Source organism: Halopseudomonas laoshanensis, from assembly GCF_008365385.1.
GTDB lineage: Bacteria > Pseudomonadota > Gammaproteobacteria > Pseudomonadales > Pseudomonadaceae > Halopseudomonas > Halopseudomonas laoshanensis.
On sequence record NZ_QOVF01000002.1, the window covers coordinates 213922 to 236582 of the forward strand.

Here is a 22661-nt window from a genome sequence, read left to right on the forward strand (position 1 = left end):
TGCTCAGGGCAACAGACCCTGATAGGCACAGCCTGTCAGGGTTTGGCCGTCACGAACCAAGCGGGCAGTACGATGAAAATAGTCGCCGCTGCTCTGCTCGAAGCAGGCATCCGGGTATAACCAGACCTCCTGCGAGTCCCCCCGTAACGTCTGAAAGCCTATGGCACTACCCGGTATCTCTTCGGTAATCACCGGTACGGGTAGCGCTATACTGTCCGTGCCCTGATCCAGCCATTGCATACCCGCAGGCCCGATCTGCATCCGCCATTCAAGCCCGTGGCCCACAACCGACCACTGAGTGCGCGCATGGGACTGATCGGCACAGCCACTCGGTTTCTGTTGCAGGCGAATCACTTCCACCGGCTCAACGCCCCCATCAGCCAGGGTGCGCACGGCCATATCCACAAATACCGACTGTCGGCCTGGATGCACCACCTGCTTGAACAACTGTTGGATATTCGCGGAATCAGCTACGGCCATGGCGTTGCTGCCGTCGCAGGGCAGTAACCGGAGTTCTCCAGACTCTGCGGTCAAGATACCCGTTAATCGTTCACCGGGCTCCTGACGCGCTCCCGGCAAGATGGCACAACCGGCGATGGTGAAAACCACCAAAAGCAGGCCAAATCGGGAAAAATTCACATACTTGGAAGACATAAGGCACCTTTGAGCGGAAAACCCTAAAAAAGGGCCATGTGCTTGATCACAAAATCAACAACTGATGGTACCCTCTGCGATGTTAAAGGGGCTACTCTTACACCAACTTCTGAACATTCGTACTTGGGCATCATGAAAACATTAAAAACTCTCTCTGCCGTTTGCTTGTCCCTGGCACTCGCCGCCTGTGCTTCCAAAGCGCCTGAACCAACACCGCCACCACCTCCGCCGCCATCCTGGGCCGAGTCACGCGTTGAGCCGTTGACAGTCCTTGCGGAAAAAGAGGGTTTTGAAGTGGTGCGTGAAGGCGAACAGATTCGCCTGATTATCCCGGTGGAAGGTAACTTCCACCCCAAGCGTACCCTGCTGCTGCCCTCTGGGCTGGTACCCATCAGCAAAGTCGCCAAAGCGCTAAAAGAAGATCCGAACAGTCAGTATGCGGTCATCGGCCACAGCGACAGCACTGGTGAGCAGGAACTGAACCAGAAGTTGAGCCTGGAGCGTGCCCAGGCAGTCGCCAGCATCCTGATGCTGGGCGGTGTCAGCAGCAAGCGTATGAGCCTGACCAGCATGGGTGAAGACCAGCCACGTGCCGACAACAGCACCCACACCGGCCGGATGCTCAATCGCCGCGTGGAAATACTGCTTACCCCCTACCCCACTCGCGTGGCCATGGCCAACTGATCCACCAGCCCCGTCGCAGCTCTGCGACGGGGTCTCTGTTTTATCGCCAGTACCCAGACCTCCGAATGACCTCGCGGCGCAAAGGCCTGCTGCACGCAATCAGCCCGACGCCTGATGGCTCTCCAGGCCTGGCTTGATGGCCACCAGGTTTTCGCACACTACGCTGAATCCACTGATTTTCTTGGCTTCATGTTTGGCGTGTGAGGCCATTTCCGCCAACTGCCCCGGGTCGGTTATGCCATGCCCGCTCGCCGGCAGGAACACGACCCCCACCGATAACTGCAGCAACCCATGATGGCGCCATTGGCCATGCCGGTCCGGCGCGGAAAATCCTTCCGCGGCGAGGTGTTCCGGGCGATAGAAAGCACCACAGAGCTGCTGGAAGCGTTGATCCAGCAGTTGCAAACGCTCGCGCCAGTCAGCACTGCGTAACACCAGCATGAAATCGTCGCCACCTATGTGGCCGACGAAATCGCAACGCGGATCACACAGGCTTTTCAGTATCTGCGCCAGCCCGAGCAGCACCTCATCACCCTTGCCGTAGCCATAAATGTCATTGAATGGTTTGAACGCATCCAGATCGATATAGCACAAGCGGGCGGCTTGACCATTGGCCAGCAAACGCGCCAGACACTCCTGAATCGGAATATTACCGGGCAGCAAGGTCAGCGGATTGGCGTGCCGAGCCTGGCGAAGTTTCAGCTCGGTGATATGCCGCAGTACGTCGATCACCCGACCCAGCCCCGCGTATTTCCCATCACGCAGGATGATGAAATCCTCTTCCATCCTTTGCCGGGCACGGCTGGTCAGCAGCCGGCTGACGCGCTCCAGGCTCTGCTGCACGTCCACTACCAGGTAGTCTCTGTCCATCAGATGCGATATCGGCTTGCGCCCGTGCAACTCGGTGGCAAAAGGCTTGAGCATGGTCTGGCTCAAACTGTGGCAATGCACTGTACCTACCGGCTCGTTGGCATCGTTGAGGATCGCCAGGCTGTTAAGGCTGGCCTGCTGATGAAAGCGCGCCAGTACCTGGCTGACGGTTTCACTCTGATGCACTCCCGGCACGACTATCAGCAGAGAATCAAGCGCCTGTTGCGGCTCCGGAGTCTGCTCGGCATCGCGGCTGGCCAGATGCGCCTGCATTGCCTTCTGGCAGGCGGCCGGCTGGGTTTCCGGGCGGCCCAGCCAGTAACCCTGCACCCAGTCAACGCCCATCTCCTCAAGTACCTGCAGCTCCTCAGTCTGCTCAATACCTTCGGCAATGATGTGCGCTTGCGACGCCTTGGCCAAATTAAGAATCGAGCCGACAAACTCCCGCTTGAGCGGGTCAAGATGAATGCCGTCGATAAAGTGTCGGTCGATCTTGACGAAATCCGGGCGCAATTCCGACCACAGGCGCAGGCTCGAATAGCCCGCGCCCAGATCATCCAGGGCAATACGAAATCCCATCTCCCGGTAATGCACCAGAGCGCTCTGCAACAGCGCGAAGTCATCAATGGGTGCCTGTTCCGTGAGTTCGATAACCACCTGGTCGGGCGTCATGCCGCAGGATTTCAGCATCGCCAGCGTACGACCCGGGTAATGCTGCTTTTCCAGCAGGCTTTCCGGCGACACATTGAGGAACAGGCTACCCGGCAACTGCATGCGGCTAAAGGCGATCACCGCTTTACGCCGGCAAAGCATCTCCAGCTCGGTCAACAAGCCACACTGCCGCGCCGTAGCAAACAAGGTCAGCGGCGAATGCAGAGAACTATTGGACGGGCCACGGCTTAACGCTTCATAACCGACGATGCGTTGCTGAACCATAGATACGATAGGCTGGAAAAGAACCGACACTGCCTCCTCCCGCAGGATAGACAGCAGAGCCTGATGTTGTTCATTGAGAGTCATTGGAGTACCGGCAGAATGAAAACGGCCCGCTCTGCATCACTACGGGTACCGAGCTAGCGAAAGGCCACAAACAGCCATGCCATGCTGAACGGCGAATATGACAACCAGATGACAGCAGCCACGAGTACCAGCCGGTTTTGCCGTTTGCCCGCCAGGCAGCGGTCGGCTGCCTGGCGTCAATAGATCCCCGCTAGCTTAAAGCCAGGTGAGCCCGATACTGATAATGATCCCGGTGATCACCAGCAGCATCAGGCAATAGCCCATGATGTCCTTCGCCTTGAGCCCGGCTATCGCCAGTACCGGCAAAGCCCAGAAGGGTTGCAGCAGATTGGTCCAGGCATCACCCCAGGCCACAGCCATTGCCACGCGCGGAATGCTGGCACCCAGCTCCTGCGCTGCAGGCAACATCACCGGGGCTTGCACAGCCCATTGCCCACCACCGGAGGGCACAAATATGTTCACCAGCCCTGCGCTGATAAAGCTCCAGAACGGCAGACTTTCGGCGCTGGCCAGCGAGACAAACGCAGCGGAAATGCTCGCCGCCAGCCCCGAGGCGGTCATCACGCCCATGATGCCGGCGTAGAACGGAAACTGAATGACGATACCTGCACCGCCTTTCACCGCTTCATTCAAGCTGTTCAACAAACGGCGTGGGGTCTGGTGCAGGATGATCGCCAGAAACAGGAACATGAAATTGACAATATTCAGGTTCAACCCGCCTTCATTGATAAAATACTGAACGATGTAAGCCAGACCGGCAAAGCCGACCAGCCAGGCCAGAATTCGGCTGTTCTCCAGATGCTCGGCCGGGCGACTGATGACGATCTGATCATCAGCGTTATCCTCAAGAATCTTGGGATCCACATAAACACTGTCCTTTTCCTCGGGCAGCATCAGACGATTCACCGTTGGCACGACGATAAACAGCGCTACTACGATGGCCAGGTTGAAGAACGCAAAAATGGTCTCGCCGGTACCGATAATGCCGATGGTGCTTTCACTAAAGTGCCCATCGGTGGCGATGACCAGCGGAATGGAGCCTGCCAGCCCACCATGCCAGACAATAAAGCCCGAGTAGGCGCTGGCTATCAGCAGCGGATAATGCACGCGGATCTGGCGCGCCAGCGCTTTGGCAAACAGCGCACCTACTACCAGACCAAAACCCCAATTGATCCAGCTGGCGATTAACGCGACAAAGGTCACCAGCACAATTGCTTGCCCTGGTGTCTTCGCCAGGGAGGCCAGACGGTCGAGAATATTGCGCACCAGCGGCGTGCTGGCCAGCATAAAGCCGGTCACCAGCACCAGCAGCATCTGCATGGAGAAGCTCAACAGATCCCAGAAGCCCTGCCCCCACATCTGAATAACCGCCATGGGTCCATGCCCCTCAAAGATCATGGCTGCGGCAAACGCCACCAGGGTCAATATCAGCACAAAGATAAAAGGGTCTGGCAGGTAGCGATCCACCAGTTTAACCAAGGGTCTGGCTGCGCGATCAAGCATGTGGGTGTCCCCGTTTTTTATATGATTATGCTGGCCCTGCCTCGACATTTTGCGCCACAGTAACCAGATAAGGCCGATCCTAGCAGCAGATCAAGCCCTTGATAGAACATAGCTGCTGCTGGGTCGTTTGTCTCAGGAATCCCATCTCCGCTATCGCGTTATTTCTCGGGCTATACTTACCCCGTTGTAATGCCTTAGCGGCCCCAGCCATCCTGTGGAGACTCATGACTGAATCCAGTACCAATAGCCCCCAATTCGATAACAGCTACGTGTTGTTGCCGGCGCTTTTCTACAGCAAGCAAACGCTCGCGCCGGTAAAGGCACCCGCCCTGATTCGCATCAACCATGCGCTCGCCGACCAGCTTGGCATCTCCGCCGACTGGCTGGAGTCACCATCTGGATTGCAGGTGCTGGCGGGCAATGAAGTAGCACCCGGATCGCTGCCAATCGCCACGGCCTATGCTGGCCACCAATTCGGCGGCTGGAATCCGCGCCTGGGGGACGGCCGTGCGACACTTCTGGGTGAGGTGATAGGCAAGGACGGCCAGCGTTACGATATTCAGCTCAAGGGCGCCGGACGCACTGCTTACGCCCGTGGCGGCGATGGCCGTTCGCCGCTGGGACCGGTGCTGCGCGAGTACGTGATCAGCGAGGCCATGGCCACGCTAGGCGTACCTACCTCGCGCAGCCTGGCCGCGGTGACAACGGGCGAGTACGTCATGCGCGAGGGAATGCTGCCGGGCGGCATCCTCACCCGCGTCTGCAGTAGCCACATTCGCATCGGCACCTTTCAGTTCTTCGCCGGGCAGAATAACCATGAGGCAGTAAAGACTCTGGCTGACCATGTCATCGCCCGGCATTATCCGCAAGCCGCGGAGGCCCAGCGACCCTACGCCGCGCTCCTGCGCGCGGTGATTGCCCGGCAGGCGGAGCTGATTGCGCAGTGGCAACAGCTGGGCTTTATCCATGGCGTAATGAACACCGACAATATGCTGGTCTCCGGCGAAACCATTGACTACGGCCCCTGCGCCTTTATGGACAACTATCACCCCAACACCGTCTACAGCTCGATCGACTCCGGTGGACGCTACGCTTACGGCAACCAGCCGGGTATCGGCCAGTGGAATCTGGCCTGGCTGGCACGCGCGCTGCTGCCCTTGATCGACGCGGATGAAGACCTTGCGTTGCAGGAAGCCCAACAGGCGATTGATGATTACGTGCCCCAGTACCAGCGCGCCTATGACCAGATCATGGCCGGCAAGATCGGGCTAAGCCAGGCTGATACCGAGAGCAAAGCCTTGGTAGAAGAGCTATTGCAACTCATGGCTGCGGCGAATGCCGACTACACCCTGACCTTCCGCCGTTTGGCCGAGCTTGCTGCACCGGGCGAATACGAGGGCGACAGCGTAGCCGAGCTTGCCGAGTTGCCGGCGAGTCTCTCCCACTGGATCACCGAGTGGGAAGCGCGATTAGACAGTGACCCGGCCGATGCGCGTGAGCGCCAGCAGCGCATGCTGCGCTTGAACCCTGCGTATATCCCACGCAACCATCTGGTCGAAGAGGTAATCAGGGCGGCCGTGGATGACCATGATCTGCAGCCATTCCATCGCCTGGTGGAGCGCCTGGCGGAGCCCTTCCGGTTTGATGCCGCCGATGACCGCTACGCCACTCCACCCACACCAGAGCAGGTGGTAGCTCGCACCTTCTGCGGCACATGAGAATGCCCCTGTAACAATTCTAAGTTCAGGCTGACGGACCACGCGTACCCTGCTGCAGGCTCTCCAGCCAGGCAGGGTCGAATTGATACTGGTCAATCGACAGTCCCATTTCCAGCATCGCCTGGCGATGCTGGTCAACCTGCCCACCGAGATCATTCAATGCCTGCGGGTTGCCATCCAGTCTGTGCATTTCGGCCAACCCCAGATGATAGAAGCGCAGCAGCTTCATGGCCGCTGGCGAACCGGTTCTGACCCCCGCCTCCACCTGATGCATGGCATTGGTTATTTTCATCAGGCTACGCTTGAGCTGCCAGCCATACGCCGCCGACGCCATCCACGGCTGGGTCCAGAACACATTCCGTACCAGTGCGACAGAGATTGCCAGCCCCAGCAGCACGCCGCCCAGGTTCCAGCGAAAATTACTGTCTTGCGCACTGCCAAACAGTGCCACCGCAATAGCTGACAGGGACATCGCCAATACCCCAAACACCAAAGCCACAATGAGCGTGCTCTTGCGCGTTTGCTGGCGATACTGCTGCGGATCAAGACGGCGTATTTCAAACACCTGAGCAACCCTCGGCGATCCCGGTCCAAACGATGTCTACTTGCAACGCTGTCATGCCAGCCACCTCCAGTTTTTTCTGCAACGAACGCACCCTGCTCCTGATGCAGCCCGCTCCCATAGTAACCGCCTTGAGACACCCCGTCTGAATGGTTATTCTGGAGCGTCAAAAGGTGCCCATTCCGGCGCCAGGCAAATATGACGAGGAGAGTACGGGTGGCTGAAGAAATCAAGGAACAGATTCTGTATGGCTTACCCCATTCCCTTTATACCGGTATCGCCCGCAGCTACCTGCGCACCCAGGGCATCCCCTTTCGCGAAGTGTCCAGCCACCATCCTGATTTTGCCCGACATATCAAACCGATTATCCAGCGCAGCATCGTCCCGGTGCTGGTTACCCCGGCCGGCGAGATCATTCAGGACAGCCTGGATATCATCGATCACTTCGAGCAAAAGCAGCCGCGCTATCCGGCTTACCCTGACACCCCGCTGCAGCGCATTCTGGCCGTCCTGATCCAGTACTACGGCAGCCAGAGCCTGCTGCGGCATGCCATGCATTACCGCTGGTCTTATCTTGAACAACAACAGAATTTTCTCTACGACGCCTTTTCCAACGGCGCCCCACCCGGAGTCGCCGAGACGCTAATGCAGCGAATGCAGTCCTACCTGCCCGGTCTTGGCGTGACCGCAGACAGCATTCCTCAGATAGAAGCCTCTTATCATGAGCTATTGGCCGTTCTTAATCGGCACTTCAGCGAGCACCCGTTTGTGTTTGGCGGTCGCCCGAGTGTTGCGGACTATGGCCTGATCGGCCCTCTGTTCGCGCATCTGGGTCGTGACCCGGCGCCCGCTGGCGTGATGAAGCGCGAGGCGCCGCGGGTATATCGCTGGGTGGAGCGCATGCTCGCGCCTGGGCTGGATGCGGTGGAATTTCCTGACTACGGCACCGCGTGGATAGCCGAGGATGCCATTCCAGAAACCCTCAAGGCGCTACTGCACCTTATGGCCCGGGACATGCTGCCAGAGCTGACCGACAAATTGGCCTATCTCGACGCCTGGGTCAGCGAGCACCAACCCGCGGACGGTGAAGCGGTATCGGCCAAACCACATCAACGCATGATCGGCCAGGTGCATACGCATTTTCGCGGCGTGCCGGTCACAGCGGGGGTGGAACCTTATTTGCTCTATATTCTGCGCCGGGCGACAGCGGTGCTGGCCGACTTGAACGAAACCGATCGTCAGCGCGTATCAACCGCGCTGACCCAGGTCGGCCTGCTTGAGGCAGTACCGCAGCCCAGCAGCTACTCCGTAGGCCGGCGCAACCATATTGAGGTCTGGGAACGCCAATAACGCAACAGAACCGCGTCAGACAGTCCTAATCCCAGGGCTGCCCTTTGGTCCGTTCCACGCGCTTGGCGCGCTGATGCATTGCCGCTTTCGCCAGCATGTTGGCGCTGACTGGAGCGGTCAGGAACAGGAAGATAGTGATCAGCAGTTCGTGCATGCTCAGCCCCTCCCCCCGCGAACTGAAATAGATCAGCGAGCCGATTACCAGGGCCCCTACGCCGAGCGTCGTGGCTTTAGTTGGGCCATGCAGACGCATGAAGAAGTCAGGTAGTTTCCACAAGCCGATCGAGCCGATCAGCGCGAAGAGACTACCCAGCAGAATCAGCGAAGCAACAATCCATTCCACCGCGGTTGCGCTATGAATCGCCTCTAGCATGTCAGCTCCCCGCTCGGCTGGTTATTCGGCTTTCTATTCAATGATGTCACCCCGCAGCAGGTGCTTGGCGATCGCCACTGTGCCGACAAAGCCCATCACTGCAATCAGCAGTGCTGCCTCAAAAAACAGATCAGAATCCAGATACAGACCCAACAGGATGATCAGTGCGATGGCGTTGATATACAGCGTATCCAGCGCCAGGATGCGGTCTGGCAGGTCCGGGCCCTTGAGCAGACGCAGCATGTTCAGCACCACTGCCACGGCCATGATGCACAGGCAAAGTAGAATTACGGAGTGGAGCACTGGAAGACCTCCATGAGCGGCCGCTCGTAGCGCTGTTTGATGGTTTCAATCAGTTCCTGCTCATCGGCCACATCCAGGCCGTGAATCAGCAGTGTTTTGCGATCATCGCTGATGTCCGAAGACACAGTGCCAGGCGTCAGCGAGATGGTACTGGCGAGCAGGTGAATGGCAAAGTCGTGGGTCAGTTCAACCGGGTACTCCACAAAGGCAGGCCGTAGCTTGCTGCTGGGCCCAAGGATCAGTTTGGCCACATCCAGATTGGCCATGAGAATATCGCCCAGTACCCGCAGGGTAAAACGCAGCAATACCAGCGGCTTGTGTAACCTCGGTGGGTCTGGCCAGAACACATGGGTGATCAGCGGAATACCCCAGGCCAGAAAGAAGCCCATGATCAGCGTGCCAGCAGAGAGATCGTTCATGATCAGCTGCCAAACCACGACCAGAAACAGACTCAGCCAGGGGTGCGGCAAAAGGGTTCTGCGCGTTGTCATGGCTGACCTCCTGGCGCGAATGACTGCAGGGTCAGCACCTGCTGAATGTACTCATCCGGGTTAAGCAACTGCGCCGCCGTGGCATTCAGGTACTCCAGTACGGGCGCGGCAAAGACCACCAGCAACGGGCTCGACACCAACAACGCCAACATCGCTGTCATGCGCAGCGGATCCAGCGGCTCTCCGGCATCGGGCGCCGCATCGCGACGCCAGAACAAGGTACTGCCGGCGCGGCTTAGCGCGACCAGAGTGACCAGACTACTGCCTAACACAATCGCGTAGAGCCAGCCGGCCAACATGCCGCTGCCTGCGGCGCTGAGTAACAGCAGTTTACCGATAAATCCTGATAGCGGCGGCATCCCTGCAACGGATACAGCGGCGACAAAGAACACGCCACTGAGCATCAACGAGCCGGGCATCTCCGGGCCTGGCACCAGACGAGATGCGAAGCGCGGCCCGCGCAAGCGGCTGATAATGCCAGCAAACAGGAACAACCCACCGCTGATCCAGGTGGTGTGCATCAGATAATACAGACTGGCCGCCAGCGCTTCCTGAGTGCCGATCGAAATGCCCGCCAGCAGCGTGCCAACTGAAACGACTACCAGATAGGCTACCAGGCCATTAAGACTGCTGGCGGCCAATGCGCCGATGGCGCCCATCGCAATGGTGATCAACGCGATTGGCCAGAGCCAGTCTTGAGCCATGAAGGCCAGCATGCCGGCATCGTCGCCGAACATCAGTGTGTAGACGCGCAAAATCGAATACAGGCCGACCTTGGTCATCACCGCAAACAGGGCTGCCACCGGGGCGCTGGCTGCGGAATAGGCTTTCGGCAGCCAGAAGTACAGCGGAAAGATCGCCGCCTTGAGCCCGAACACCACCAACAACAGCATGCCCGCAGCACCCACCAAGGGGGCATCGGCGACTGGCACTTCGGCGATCTTGACCGCCAGATCTGCCATGTTCAGCGTGCCGGTCACGCCATACAAGGTACCCACCGCAATCAGGAACAGCGCCGAGCCAAACAGATTGAGCAAAACGTAATGCAGCCCGGCCCTGACCCGCGACGACCCAGCGCCATGCAACAACAAGGCATAGGAGGCAATCAGCAGAATCTCGAAGAAGACGAACAGGTTAAACAGGTCGCCGGTCAGAAATGCGCCGTTAATGCCCATCAGCTGAAACTGGAACAGTGCGTGGAAGTTGCGACCCAACCCGTCATCACCGCGCAACGCGTACAGAATCGCGCCGACCGCAAGGACTGCAGTGATCAACAGCATCAGCGCGGCCAAGCGATCTACCACCAGCACGATGCCAAAGGGTGGCATCCAGTTGCCGGCGGCATACACGCCAATACCTTCACCCGCCTGACTCATCAGGATCAACGCCAGGGGGACCTGCAAAATGGTCGCGCCCAGAGACAGGCTGCGCTTGACCGACATCTGGCTGCGCGCAATCAGCAACAGCACAGCGCCCATGAACATCGGCACCAATATGGGCAACACCGGGAGGTGGTTCATCCGCGGTCTCCCTTGCCGTCAACATGGTCACTGTCGAGCTCGCCCTGACCACGTAGCGCCAGTACCAGCGCAAACGCAGTCATCGCGAAACCGATCACGATAGCCGTCAGTACCAGTGCCTGTGGCAGCGGGTCGGCATGTTCAGCGGCGCGGCCGATAACGGCGGGCATGCCGGTATTCAGGCGACCCATGGCGAACAGGAACAGATTGACCGCATAGCTGATCAGCGTCAGGCCAACCACCACGGGAAAGGTTCGGGCACGTAGCAAAAGGTACACACCGCAGGTAGTCAGCAGGCCCAGCGTCAGGGCATATAGCAGTTCCATCAGTCGGCCTCCTGGGTTGCGCGGCCGGTAGAGAGTTTGCCCAGATTGGCCAGAATCAACAATGTCGCTCCTACCACCGTTAGATACACACCCAGATCGAAGAGCATGGCGGTCGCCAGCTCGGTCTTGCCGATCAAGGGGATATTGAAATAACCGAATGAGCTGGTCAGGAACGGATAACCCCAGAACAGGCTACCCAAACCAGTCAAGCCAGCAATAATCACGCCCCAACCGGCAAGGTGGTGATAGTTCACACCCCAACGTTCGGTGGTCCATTTCTCGCCACTGGCCACGTATTGCAGAATCAGCGCCACGGCGGTGATCAGCCCGGCAATAAAGCCGCCACCGGGCAGGTTATGACCGCGCAGGAAGATATAGGCCGAGACCATCAGCGCCAGCGGCAGTATCACCTGGGACAGATTAACCAGCATGAACGGATGGGCATCCTTGCTCCAGGGCCGGCCCAGCGCATCGGTGTCCGGTATGCGCAAGCGCAGACCGTCAATCAGCGCATAGATAGCAACGCCCGCGATGGCCAGCACCGTGACCTCGCCGAGGGTATCGAAACCGCGGAAATCAACCAGAATCACATTGACCACGTTGGTACCGCCGCCACCGGACACGCTGTTTTCCAGGAAATAGCCGGCGATGGTTTCATACGGCCGGGTCATAACCGCAAAGGACAGAGCCGACACCAGCAAGCCGGCCATACCCGCCAGCCCCAGATCGCGAGTGCGACGCAGGCCGGAGGACTCTGCAGGGGTCAGCCGCGGCAGGAAAAACAACGCCAGCATCAGCAGAATGATGGTCACCACCTCCACTGACAGCTGCGTCAGGGCCAGATCAGGAGCAGAGAAGCGGGCGAATGCCAGCGCCACAAACAACCCGACCACACTGAGCATGACCAAGGCGACCAAACGCTGCTTATGCCAGATCACCGTGGCCACCGCGGCAATCATCAGCATCAAGGCACCGACGGCGGTGACCCCGTCCACCGGGCTCAGCGCCACGTCGCCGCGTAAGGATGGCAATTGCAGCAACCAATAACCGCTGACGACCAACGCCGCAGACAGCATCCAGGCCAGATAACGTTGCAAGGAGGCGTTTTCCAGCAGCAGGGTGAACTGCCCAGCCTTGCGTACCAGCCCTTGCACCACCTCCTCGAACACCAGTTTGCCGTCCCGCTCGGGCAGTCGCTCATAGAGTTCGAACACGCGGCCGCGCTTGGCATAGAGCAAGATGCCCAGCCCCAGCGCCACAATGCTCATGATCAACGGCAGGTTGAAACCATGCCACATGGCCAGGCTGTAATAGGGCAACTCACCGCCAATGGTCGCGCTCGCCGCCACTGCCAGCAAGCTGCCGACGGTAAAGGCCGGTAACAGCCCCACCAGCAGACACAGGGCCACCAGGATCTCGACCGGCACCTTCATGTAGCGCGGCGGCTCGTGCGGCGGATACTTGGGCAGGTTGAAGGGTTTGCCGTTGAAGAACACATCGTGAATAAAGCGCAGCGAATAGGCCACCGAGAAGATCCCGGCCAGAGTCGCGACCAGCGGAATCACCCAGCTGAAATCTCCGAACTGATTCTGCTCCAGGGTCTCGGTGAAGAACATTTCCTTGCTCAGGAAGCCGTTAAGCAGCGGCACGCCCGCCATCGCCGAGGCGGCGACCATTGCCAGCGTCGCGGTGTGTGGCATGAATCGCCACAGACCATTGATACGGCGCATATCCCGCGTACCGGTCTCATGATCAATGATCCCGGCAGCCATAAACAGCGAGGCTTTGAAGGTCGCGTGGTTGATGATATGGAATACCGCAGCGACCGCCGCCAATTGCGTGTCCAGACCAAACAGCAGCGTAATCAGGCCGAGGTGACTGATGGTCGAATAGGCCAGCAGGCCTTTGAGGTCATGCTTGAACAATGCCGTACAGGCACCGACCAACAGCGTGATCATGCCGGTGACACTGACCAGGAAGAACCATAGATCGGTATCGGAGAGTGCCGGATAGAACCGTGCCAACAGAAACACCCCGGCCTTGACCATGGTCGCCGAGTGCAGATAGGCCGAAACCGGCGTTGGCGCCGCCATGGCGTGGGGTAGCCAGAAATGGAAAGGGAACTGCGCGGACTTGGTAAAGGCGCCTAGCAGAATCAGCACCAGCACCACCGGATACAAAGCATGGCTGCGGATCAGATCACCCGCAGCCAGCACATCGGTGAGCTCATAGCTGCCCACCATCTGGCCCAGCAGCAGCACGCCAGCCAGCAGCGCCAAGCCACCGCCGCCGGTGACCGCCAACGCCATGCGTGCGCCTTTGCGCGCATCCGTGGAGTGCGACCAATAGCCGATCAGCAGGAACGAGGACAGGCTGGTGAGCTCCCAGAAAAACATCATCAACAGCATGTTTTCCGACAGCACCACGCCGAGCATGGCCGCCATAAATAACAGCAGGAAGGCGAAGAAGCGGCCCATCGGATCGCGTTTTGACAGGTAATAGCGCGCGTAGAGAATAACCAGAATGCCGATCCCCTGGATCAGCAGCGCAAAGAGGAATCCCAGGCCGTCCAACCGAAAACTCAGATTCAGCCCAATCTGGCTCAGCCAGGGCCAACTCTGCACCACTACGCCGCCGTCAAACACGACCGGAGCCAGTTCCCATAGCAGGAACAGGCCAATCACCGGGGCCAGCATAGTGGCCAACGCACATAGCGAGCGGCCATAGCGGACGGTCAACAAAGGTAACAAACTCCCCAACAGGGGAAGCAATACAATCAGCGCCAGGGTCATGCAGGACTTACTCCATCAATGGCCTTTCAGGCTTCTTACATGCTGTTGGTCGGGACTCATGGCCCAGGACAAGCGGTCCATTATCCACACACAGCCTTGCACTGTCATGAATTCAGCCAATAGATTGAATATCCACATATTACTCTTGCGCTTTTTCGGTTTGATCCATCCCTTGATCCAAGCCCTGATCCTTGGCGCGCTCGAGAGCGTCCCCGAGCGGTCCAACCTGGGGCCTGACGCCGGCCATATGCCCCGCCCGGGATATGGCATGGGCCGCCAATGGCGCGGTGACCAGCAACACCGCGATCGCCAGTAGCGTCTCGACCCAGGCGATTCCGCCGGTGGCGAATAACACTCCAAGCAATATCAAGATCGCGCCAAGTGCGCCCGCTTTGCTCGCCGAATGCATACGCGTATAGGCATCAGGCAGCCGCCAGACACCGAGAGCGCCGAGCAGACTGAACAAGGCGCCGAGCAATATCAAAACGGATGCGGCCAGGGCGAGGAATTCATTCATCGCTCGCCTCCTTCGTCCTGCGGCGGCTGACAATCCGGTGGCCGGCAATCCGGGGGCCGGCCTCCCGGCTGGCCATGGGGATGATCGCTACTATGCGTACCGGTGAATAACAGCGCGAAAGCAACGCTACCAAGGAAGCTGACAATCGCCAACACAATGGCCACATCCAGCAGGACCGCCTGCTCACTCATCAGCGCCAACACGGCTACCCCGGCGACACCGATCATGGTCAGGGCATCCACCGCGACCGCCCGATCCGGCCTGCTCGGCCCGACCAACAGACGCCACATGACCAGCAGCGTACTGATCACCAACATGCCGCCTGCCAGCGGCAGCACCCAGCCAGCTCCCGCCAATATCACAGTCATGTTTCCGCTCCCAACGGCTGCACCCAGCGCAATAAGCGTCGTTCTATCTCGCCGATGGCAGCGATAACGGCATCGGCCGAGCGGGTATCCAATACATGCACGAACATATCCCCGGTAGTTGCGCGGTAGTCGAGGGCCAGGGTACCCGGCGTCAGCGTCAGCAAGCAGCCCAGCAGCGTGATCAGGCGTTTGTCACGGCTATGCACCGGAACGCGCACGACCGCAGGTTCGATCTGGTAGCGCGGGTTCAGCACAATCTTGGCCACATCTAGCGAGGCGCGGAATATCTGGTAGGTGAACCAGGGCACGAAGCCCAGCCCTGCCTCTATGCGCAGTGCATACAGTCGGCTGGCATGATGGAACAACCCACAGAGTCTGAATATCGGATAGAGCGCAACGAAGGCGATCAGCCAATACAGCGGGCTCAGCGTCGCCACAACGGCGGCCAGCAGGGTAGCGAGCAATACATGCACAGTCACCATCACTCGGCCCTCCCTTCCAGCAGGCGCTCATCCGGCAACTGCAGATAAGCCGGGGCTTCAATTAACTGCGTCGACGCCGCCATGGCGTACTCCATGACCGGCCCGGCGCCGAGACCAATAGCCACAGTAATCAACGCCAATACCGTAACCGTGACCCAGGCCCCACGCGGCCCGTTCCCCGATACCCCGAGCAGTTGCGGATGCGGATGCGCCTTGAGGAAGCTCTCATTCCAGATCTTGCTCATCGACAATAAAGTGAATATGCCAGTGAACAGCGCGAAGAACGCGGCGACCCATACGCCGGCTTCCAGGCTCGCCTTGACCAGCACGAACTTCGCCCAAAAGCCGGACAAAGGCGGTATACCAGCCAGCGACAATGCCGGAATGGCGAACAGAATCGCCAGCATCGGTGTACGCCCGTACAACCCGCCCATGGCGGCCAATCGCTCGGAGCCGGTGATACGCGCAGCGATGCCGCCGACGAAGAACAGATTGGCTTTGACCACAATATGGTGGATCAAATAAAACACCGCGCCCGCCAGCGCTATGGGCGTGGCCAACGCCAGGCCGAGAACCATGTAGCCAACCTGGCTGACAATGTGAAACGACAGTATGCGCCGCACTTCGGTCTGCGCCGCAGCCCCCAGCACACCGATGATCATGGTCGCGCAGGCCACCCACAACAGCACGGAATGCACCACACCCGGTTCCGGCCAGAGCAGCGTAACCAGACGAATCAACGCGTACACCCCGACCTTGGTCAGCAGCCCGGCAAAGAGCGCCGAGACAGGCGTCCAGGCCACGTGATAACTGGCAGGCAACCAGCCGAACAGCGGGAACAGCGCAGCCTTGATCGAGAATGACACCAACATCAGAATCACGCCCAACCAGGCGCCATCACTAGCTTCCTCGGCGCGGAACAGCAGCGCCAGCTCACCCATGTTCAAAGTGCCGGTGGCGCCGTAGACCAACCCGGCAGCGAGCAGAAACAGCAAGGTCGCCAGCATATTCAAAACCAGGTAGGTCATGGCGCCGGACAAACGCCGCTCACCTCCGCCCAGCGCGATCAGCGCAAACGAGCCAATCAGCAGGACTTCAAACCAGACATACAGGTTGAAGACGTCAGCAGTAATGAAGGCACCACAGATGCCGGCCAGCAGGCCCTGCACAAACAAATGCGCATCTCGCAGGAAATTCGCCGGCATCGGCTGCCGGAAGCAGTAAACCAGTGTGGCCAGACCAATCACCCCGGTAATTGCGACCATCACCGCAGACAACCGGTCGATCACCAGGCTGATGCCGTATGGCGCGACCCAACCACCCATCTGCGCGCTCAACACCCTACCCTCGGCCGCGAGCACCACCAGATAGACCCCGGTCAGCACCAGCATCAGCGCGCCAGTCAAACTAAAAGCCGTAACCCAGGCGTGATGGCGCTTACCCAACAAGGCCAGGAGCAAGGTGGTTAACGGAATAAGGATCGGCAGCACGATAAGCGTGTTCATGCCTTGCCCTCCTCGTCCTGCGGCGGGCGCTGCTCTTCATCCTCATCGGGTGCCGGCTCCTCGGTTACCTGACTGACCCGATCGGTGTCTTTGTCACCGTGTAACTCGTGGGTCCGCTTGAGCACCGCGAGAGCAAATACAAACAGAGCGAAACCGATAACGATAGCCGTCAGTACCAAGGCCTGCGGCAAAGGGTTAGCCGCATCAGGTATACCTTGACCAGCAAAGGTAAAAGCCGCCTCGCTGCCGGAAAAACGGCCCGCACTGAGCACGCCAAGATTGATCGCGTTACCCAGTACGGCGATACCCAGCACCACCCGCATCAGGTGCCGATCCAGCATCATCCATACCCCCAGCGCGGCCATGATGCCCGCGGTAATGGCGCCGACCCATTCCATCAGGCAGCCCTCCCGATCAGATTGCGCACCATATGCATGACCGAGCCGAAAACCGTCAGAAATACCCCGACATCAAACAACAGGGGCGTGCCCAACTTCAGCCCGAAGGGTTCAATCCAGAACCCGGTCATAAAGGCTGACGCCGAGACCAGACCAAATAACCCGGCACCCACCGCGCAGGCCAGGCCCAGGCCAATTATCGTGGTGGGTGCAATACGCGACAGCCCGCGTTGGATACCACGACCGAAGGTCACCACCATCAGGGTGAAACCTGTGGCCGCGACCAGGCCGCCGATAAAACCGCCACCGGGCAAATTGTGCCCGCGCCAGAGGATGGCCAGCGAGACCACTAACAAAATGGTCGCCAGCGGGCGCATACCCTGGCGCAGCAAAATTGAACCAAACTCCGGCAGCCCCTGCGGCTTCTGCTCTTGCACCTGCCCAGCACCCAGTAGTGTCGACGCCGCGAGGGCGGCAATCGCCACCACCAGAATCTCGCCCAAGGTATCCACCGCACGAAAATCCACCAGAATCACGTTAACCACATTGCTGCCATAACCAGCAGGCAAGCTGTTGGCTAGGAACCAGTCAGCCAGATCACCCGGCAGCGGCTGACTGACCGCTGTCATGATCAACAGACTGACAGCCAAGCCAAAGAGTACCGCCACCCCGGCATGCCAGATGTTGGTACCCAGCCCGTTGTCGCCGCTGGCCGGAACCATCGGCATGCGCCTTAGTACCATGGCCAGGAATACCACGGTGAGGGTTTCCACCATCAGCTGCGTCAACGCCACATCCGGCGCATTGATCGAAACAAAAAACAATGCCAGACCCAGACCGCTGGCACCCAGCGAGGCCACCAGAGCCAGGCGGCCAGCCATAAAGGCCGCGCCGGCTGCCCCACCCAATGCCAACATGCAGCCGATCACTCCTGGCAGCGAAACCTCGGATAACGCATGACCATCGAACGGCTGCGCCTTCATCAATAGCAGCCCGCCAAGCACACTGATGCTGACCACCAGGGTCATTAACGCCATATGCAACCGCAGGGAGCCATGCTGAAACAGCCCGGCGACCGAACTGGCGAACTGAAACACGCGTTTGAGTGACTTGTCCCAGAGCAGGTCGCCACTAAACCGCCAGACGCTACCCAGCCGGCCGGCCAAAGCGCGAACCTTGTCGGCGCGGAAGTAGAACACTGTGCCCAGCCCCAAGGTCAACGCACTAGCGATGAGCGCTGGCGTGATGCCGCCCCACAAATAGAGTTTCACATCTACTTCACCGCTGGCCGCTGCCTGCACCGCAGTATTCACCAGCCAGGTTTCCGGCCATTGATTCCAGGCGCCCAGGCCAAATCCGCCGACCGCCAGCAACAGTGGCCCAGCCAGCATAAAGGGGCCAACTTCGTGGGGCTGAGCATCCCAGCTACCCCGCGCGCCAAAGAAGGTTTTGAAAAAAATCAGACCTGCGGCGGCGACCAGCAGAGCATTGGTTACGACCATTACCAGCGTCACTGTCCAGCCAATCGTGCCCATTTCGATCAGCCCGGCGTACTTGAATTCCTTGGCGATAAAGCCAAAGAAAGGGGGCAACCCTGCATTGGAAAAGGCAGCAAGGCCCACGGCAATGCCCGTCAGCGGCATGAGCGCGAAGAGCCCGCCAAGCCGGCGAATATCCCGCGTGCCGGTCGAGTGATCTATCGCACCGACGGCCATAAACAGCGCCCCCTTGTAGAACGAATGCGCAACCAGATACAGCACGAATGCCTGCAAGCCGTAACTGGTGTTGGTACCGATCAGCATGGTCAGCTGACCCAGCACGGTGACCGTGGTGTAGGCGAGCATGCGTTTGAGATCATACTGACGGATCGCCAGAACCGCGCCGAGCAATGCGGTCAATGCCCCCAGCGTAATCAGCACCGTACTCCAGCCCAACCCGCCGCCCAGCGTCGGGTTAAGCCGGGCCAGCAGGTAGATGCCGGCCTTGACCATGGTTGCCGAATGCAAATACGCGGACACCGGCGTAGGCGCATTCATCGCGTTGGGGAGCCAGAGGTGGAACGGGAACTGCGCGGACTTGGTAAAACAACCAATCAGCACCAGCACCATGATCGCTGGAAACAAAGCATGGGCCTGTACCAGCTCGGCCTGCAACTGGGAGAACTGCCAGGTATCAGCGGCAATGCCCAGCAGCACCAACCCGGCCAGCAGCGCCAAGCCGCCACCGCCGGTGATCAGCAACGCCTGCAGGGCTGCACGCCGTGAGGCCGGCTTTTCATGGTTGAAACTGATCAGCAGGTAACTGGCAATACTGGTCAGCTCCCAGAACACGAACATCGCGATCAGGTCATCGGCCAGCACCAGCCCGAGCATGGCCATCATGAACACCAACAGGTAGGCGTAGAAGCGGCCGAGCTGCGGATGACCGTGCAAGTAGGCGCCGGAGTACATCACTATCAGGCTGCCGATACCGGTGATCAGCAGAGCGAACAGCAGCGCCAGCCCATCCAGACGTAATCCCAACGCCACATCGAGAACCGGCACCCAGGCCCAGCTCTCGAAGATCGCGCTGCCGCCCGCCACCTCGGGGATCTGCAGTGCAAACCAGGTGAAACAGGCAGCGGGCACTATCGCCAACAGCAGACCCGCATGACCTTTTGAAAGACGCCATACAAAAGGTGCGCACAAGCCGTTGATCAGTATGGCCAGCAGGCAGGCCAACATATCAACAGCGTCCTGTCAGGTGTGGATGGGGCATGAACAATGCGCTCCGGCAATCGTCGATACTTTTTAATCTACACACTTGGAACAGCCAGGAACATATTGACAGACACGCTCAATTCAAGAGCTGCGTCCTGTAGAAAGGGACAGATAAATAAGAAGAAAAATGCAGAGGGCTCGTAGCAATTTGAATCAAATTGCCCGAAAAAGAGGCCTTTCGAGCGTTTGTTCCTGCCGGCTCACTCAAGCTAAAGCGCTTATCCGAGCCGGCCACGGGTAACCATCAATTGGCAAACAAGCTTATTTGCTGACGCGCGATTCGCCGTTTACGGTGAGAACGCGAACGCGATCGCCTGGTGCGAAAGTCACATTATCAACCGCTTCCTGAACAAAGGCGCGAGTCTGGCCATCGTCTTCGGTAACGGTAATCTCAACGCCTTGGCTGCGGGTCACACCCTCTTCTGTGGCCGCACCGGCCATACCACCGACCACGGCGCCAATAACCCCGGCAATCATGCTGCCACGGCCACCGCCCACCGAGCTGCCGGCGATACCACCTACTGCAGCGCCTGCGGCTGGCCCGATAATGGTCTTGGTGCCCTCGATCTGAACTGGCCGCACCGATTCAACTGTACCCATGCGGACGGTCTGTGGCGCGCGAGCGTCCTCGCGGCTATAGGTGTCACCGGTCAGCTTGGAGGCACAGCCACCCAGGACTAGCAGCGAGCCGAGCAGGCAGGTAAGGACAATGTGCTTTCTCATAATGAACCCCGTTAAATTAAACTCAGAATATTGGACGCTTTATCAGCACAAACGTTGCGTTGGATCGCAATATCAGCTCCCTCCGGTACAGGGATTTTCAGACAGAATGTATCGGCCACGCTCGAAAAGCCAAGAGCGCCGCGCTATAATCGCGCCCGTTTTCAGTCGGGATCGATATAGATCGATACTCAGTCTTTCCATTTTACGCTTCGATTCACCCAGCCAGAAAAACAATAAAACCGTGCCGGTTGTCCGAACAGATAGTCCGGAGGTATTCGCATGCCCTTGCTGCACGCAGCCTGGATGTTTTATTCGCAGCATTCCGCCTTGGTGATCAACGCCCTGGGGTTATTCTATGCCCTGAGCGGCAGTTGGCTATTGCTCGCCACCCAGATCAGAAGTGCCCGCAGTCTGAGCCAACTGGCCACCAGCCCGGCGGGCGTTACCCAAGAGCCGAGCCCGGCAACCCTGCGCATCAATCGCATGTTCAACCGCGTCGGCGGCTTATGCCTGGGCGCCGGTCTACTGCTCAGCCTGATCAGCACCCAATTGTAACGAGCGCGCCCGGCTGATGACCGGGTTCGCATATTGCAATAACCACCACGGCCGTTGCGCCTCCGGGCACGCGGCCAGACGTTGCTCGAAGCGGTGCTGCTCCATGGCCAGGGTCGCGGAATCGAACTCTTCGCGCCACTGACCGATGTCGATCGGCGGTGCATCCGGCAATTGTTCGAACGCCAGATAATTGCTCGGATATAGTCGGTAATTGGACAGAATCTGCCGATCGACCTCCTTCGCAACCGCCTTGGCGTCTGCCAGGGGCTGATCCAGCGGCGTGCCAAAGGCCACATGCACCCGGCCCTTATAGCCGGTCAGGCCCATGGCGATTGAGCGATCGTCCTCACCGGGTTCCTTTGTATAACTACCGGTACGCTCACGCTGTTCCAGCTCGCGCGCCTTCATCTGGTCGCAGGGGTCCCATTCGTAGGCAATGGATACCGGCACCAGGTTCAGCGAGGCCAGCACGTCAGTGAAAGGCTCTGACTTGCGGCTCATGCACAACATCTTGATGATGGCAGTATCCGTTTCATCCTGCCCATCCTTGGCCCGGCCTTCCGCCTGAGCGATCCAGATCGAGTGGCCGGTAGTGATCGAATGGTTGATATAAGCCGACAGCGATTGATACACCGCCAGCTTCTCGCGGCGTCCGCTGACGGAGCGGTGCACGATAAAACTCTTGTTCAGGCGCATCAGATCGCTGACGAAGGGCCGTTGCAGCAGGTTATCGCCGATGGCTATGCGCGGCGTCGGATGCCCGGCATGGTAGAGCGCATAATTGACGAAAGCCGGGTCCATGACGATATCGCGGTGATTGGCTAAAAACAGGTGAGCACGATCCTTGCGCAAGTGCTCCAGGCCACTATAGGTCACCTGAATCGCACTGCGTTCGATCAACCGGGTCATGTAAGGTTCGAGCTTGTGCTGCAGCGCTTCGACGCTGCTGATGCCCTTGCTCTCACGGCGCAGGCCGGCTTCAACCAAGCGCATCATGACGCCCGGCATCCAGCGGGTCAGCGTGGGGAAACGGTAGCGCGCCAACATGCCCAGCAGATCGCGATCTTGCAGCAAGCGATCAAGCACCGCAGGCACCTCCTCGTCGGAGTACGGTCTTATCGCGTCGAACTCACCCATAATATCCTCATTTGCAGCAGATTCAGCCGCGCATTATGCGGCCCAGCGGCT

The 22661-nt window shown here is 59.1% G+C and carries 22 protein-coding genes; 4 read left to right on the plus strand and 18 right to left on the minus strand.

The annotated features are described in order from the left end of the window. Positions 1-3: 3 nt before the first annotated feature. Complete coding sequence (locus DT594_RS07595; protein WP_149332135.1) at positions 4-654, minus strand: hypothetical protein; 651 nt, start codon at positions 652-654, stop codon at positions 4-6. 132 nt (positions 655-786) lie between these two features. Between DT594_RS07595 and DT594_RS07600 the strand changes: the two genes are divergently transcribed. Further along, positions 787-1338 (plus strand): OmpA family protein, encoded by a 552-nt coding sequence (locus tag DT594_RS07600; protein WP_178091480.1) that lies wholly within the window; start codon positions 787-789, stop codon positions 1336-1338. 99 nt (positions 1339-1437) lie between these two features. Here DT594_RS07600 and DT594_RS07605 read toward each other — a convergent pair whose 3' ends face one another. Together DT594_RS07605 and DT594_RS07610 are read right to left on the minus strand one after the other, a co-directional pair. Continuing rightward, positions 1438-3228 (minus strand): bifunctional diguanylate cyclase/phosphodiesterase, encoded by a 1791-nt coding sequence (locus DT594_RS07605; protein ID WP_149332137.1) that lies wholly within the window; start codon positions 3226-3228, stop codon positions 1438-1440. 195 nt (positions 3229-3423) lie between these two features. Beyond that, positions 3424-4731: a short-chain fatty acid transporter gene (locus DT594_RS07610; RefSeq protein ID WP_149332138.1), complete on the minus strand. Its 1308-nt coding sequence runs from the start codon at positions 4729-4731 to the stop codon at positions 3424-3426. Positions 4732-4955: 224 nt separating this feature from the next. Here DT594_RS07610 and DT594_RS07615 point away from each other — a divergent pair, with 224 nt between their 5' ends. Continuing rightward, complete coding sequence (locus DT594_RS07615; protein ID WP_149332139.1) at positions 4956-6449, plus strand: protein adenylyltransferase SelO; 1494 nt, start codon at positions 4956-4958, stop codon at positions 6447-6449. A 25-nt stretch (positions 6450-6474) separates the two neighbouring features. Here the strand turns inward: DT594_RS07615 and DT594_RS07620 are convergent, their stop codons facing one another. Then, a complete protein-coding gene (locus DT594_RS07620) occupies positions 6475-7014 on the minus strand; it encodes a DUF3087 domain-containing protein (RefSeq protein ID WP_149332140.1) in 540 nt (179 codons plus the stop codon). Between the two features lie 213 nt (positions 7015-7227). Between DT594_RS07620 and DT594_RS07625 the strand changes: the two genes are divergently transcribed. After that, positions 7228-8361 carry a glutathione S-transferase family protein gene (locus tag DT594_RS07625; protein ID WP_246164587.1) on the plus strand — a complete coding sequence of 378 codons (1134 nt, stop codon included), beginning with the start codon at positions 7228-7230 and terminating at the stop codon, positions 8359-8361. Between the two features lie 25 nt (positions 8362-8386). Here DT594_RS07625 and DT594_RS07630 read toward each other — a convergent pair whose 3' ends face one another. The 13 genes from DT594_RS07630 to DT594_RS07690 form a co-directional block, all read right to left on the minus strand. Then, positions 8387-8734, minus strand: coding sequence for a Na+/H+ antiporter subunit G (locus DT594_RS07630; protein ID WP_149332142.1), 348 nt, complete (start codon positions 8732-8734; stop codon positions 8387-8389). Positions 8735-8767: 33 nt separating this feature from the next. After that, positions 8768-9037: a K+/H+ antiporter subunit F gene (locus DT594_RS07635; protein WP_149332143.1), complete on the minus strand. Its 270-nt coding sequence runs from the start codon at positions 9035-9037 to the stop codon at positions 8768-8770. Beyond that, positions 9022-9528, minus strand: a complete 507-nt coding sequence (locus tag DT594_RS07640) for a Na+/H+ antiporter subunit E (protein WP_149332144.1) — start codon at positions 9526-9528, stop codon at positions 9022-9024. The genes DT594_RS07635 and DT594_RS07640 overlap by 16 nt, the downstream gene beginning before the upstream one ends. Beyond that, positions 9525-11048, minus strand: coding sequence for a monovalent cation/H+ antiporter subunit D (locus DT594_RS07645; RefSeq protein ID WP_149332145.1), 1524 nt, complete (start codon positions 11046-11048; stop codon positions 9525-9527). The genes DT594_RS07640 and DT594_RS07645 overlap by 4 nt, the downstream gene beginning before the upstream one ends. Continuing rightward, a complete protein-coding gene (locus DT594_RS07650; protein ID WP_096348327.1) occupies positions 11045-11374 on the minus strand; it encodes a Na+/H+ antiporter subunit C in 330 nt (109 codons plus the stop codon). Before DT594_RS07650 ends, DT594_RS07645 begins: the two co-directional genes overlap by 4 nt. Then, on the minus strand, positions 11374-14166 hold the full coding sequence (locus DT594_RS07655; protein WP_149332146.1) for a monovalent cation/H+ antiporter subunit A: 2793 nt from the start codon (positions 14164-14166) through the stop codon (positions 11374-11376). Before DT594_RS07655 ends, DT594_RS07650 begins: the two co-directional genes overlap by 1 nt. A gap of 139 nt (positions 14167-14305) precedes the next feature. Next, a complete protein-coding gene (gene mnhG / locus DT594_RS07660; protein WP_149332147.1) occupies positions 14306-14683 on the minus strand; it encodes a monovalent cation/H(+) antiporter subunit G in 378 nt (125 codons plus the stop codon). Continuing rightward, a complete protein-coding gene (locus tag DT594_RS07665) occupies positions 14680-15051 on the minus strand; it encodes an MrpF/PhaF family protein (RefSeq protein WP_149332148.1) in 372 nt (123 codons plus the stop codon). Before DT594_RS07665 ends, mnhG begins: the two co-directional genes overlap by 4 nt. Then, positions 15048-15533 carry a Na+/H+ antiporter subunit E gene (locus tag DT594_RS07670; RefSeq protein ID WP_149332149.1) on the minus strand — a complete coding sequence of 162 codons (486 nt, stop codon included), beginning with the start codon at positions 15531-15533 and terminating at the stop codon, positions 15048-15050. The genes DT594_RS07665 and DT594_RS07670 overlap by 4 nt, the downstream gene beginning before the upstream one ends. After that, positions 15533-17038 carry a proton-conducting transporter transmembrane domain-containing protein gene (locus tag DT594_RS07675; RefSeq protein WP_149332150.1) on the minus strand — a complete coding sequence of 502 codons (1506 nt, stop codon included), beginning with the start codon at positions 17036-17038 and terminating at the stop codon, positions 15533-15535. The genes DT594_RS07670 and DT594_RS07675 overlap by 1 nt, the downstream gene beginning before the upstream one ends. Beyond that, complete coding sequence (locus tag DT594_RS07680) at positions 17035-17436, minus strand: sodium:proton antiporter (protein WP_149332151.1); 402 nt, start codon at positions 17434-17436, stop codon at positions 17035-17037. Before DT594_RS07680 ends, DT594_RS07675 begins: the two co-directional genes overlap by 4 nt. Then, entirely contained in the window at positions 17436-20159 is a 2724-nt protein-coding gene (gene mbhE / locus DT594_RS07685) for a hydrogen gas-evolving membrane-bound hydrogenase subunit E (protein ID WP_149332152.1), read from the minus strand. Before mbhE ends, DT594_RS07680 begins: the two co-directional genes overlap by 1 nt. A 297-nt stretch (positions 20160-20456) precedes the next feature. Beyond that, complete coding sequence (locus DT594_RS07690; RefSeq protein WP_096348335.1) at positions 20457-20918, minus strand: outer membrane lipoprotein; 462 nt, start codon at positions 20916-20918, stop codon at positions 20457-20459. A 279-nt stretch (positions 20919-21197) separates the two neighbouring features. Between DT594_RS07690 and DT594_RS07695 the strand changes: the two genes are divergently transcribed. Beyond that, entirely contained in the window at positions 21198-21473 is a 276-nt protein-coding gene (locus DT594_RS07695) for a hypothetical protein (protein ID WP_149332153.1), read from the plus strand. Here the strand turns inward: DT594_RS07695 and DT594_RS07700 are convergent. Then, entirely contained in the window at positions 21441-22613 is a 1173-nt protein-coding gene (locus tag DT594_RS07700) for a 1-acyl-sn-glycerol-3-phosphate acyltransferase (RefSeq protein WP_149332154.1), read from the minus strand. The genes DT594_RS07695 and DT594_RS07700 overlap by 33 nt on opposite strands. Between the last annotated feature and the right edge of the window lie 48 nt (positions 22614-22661).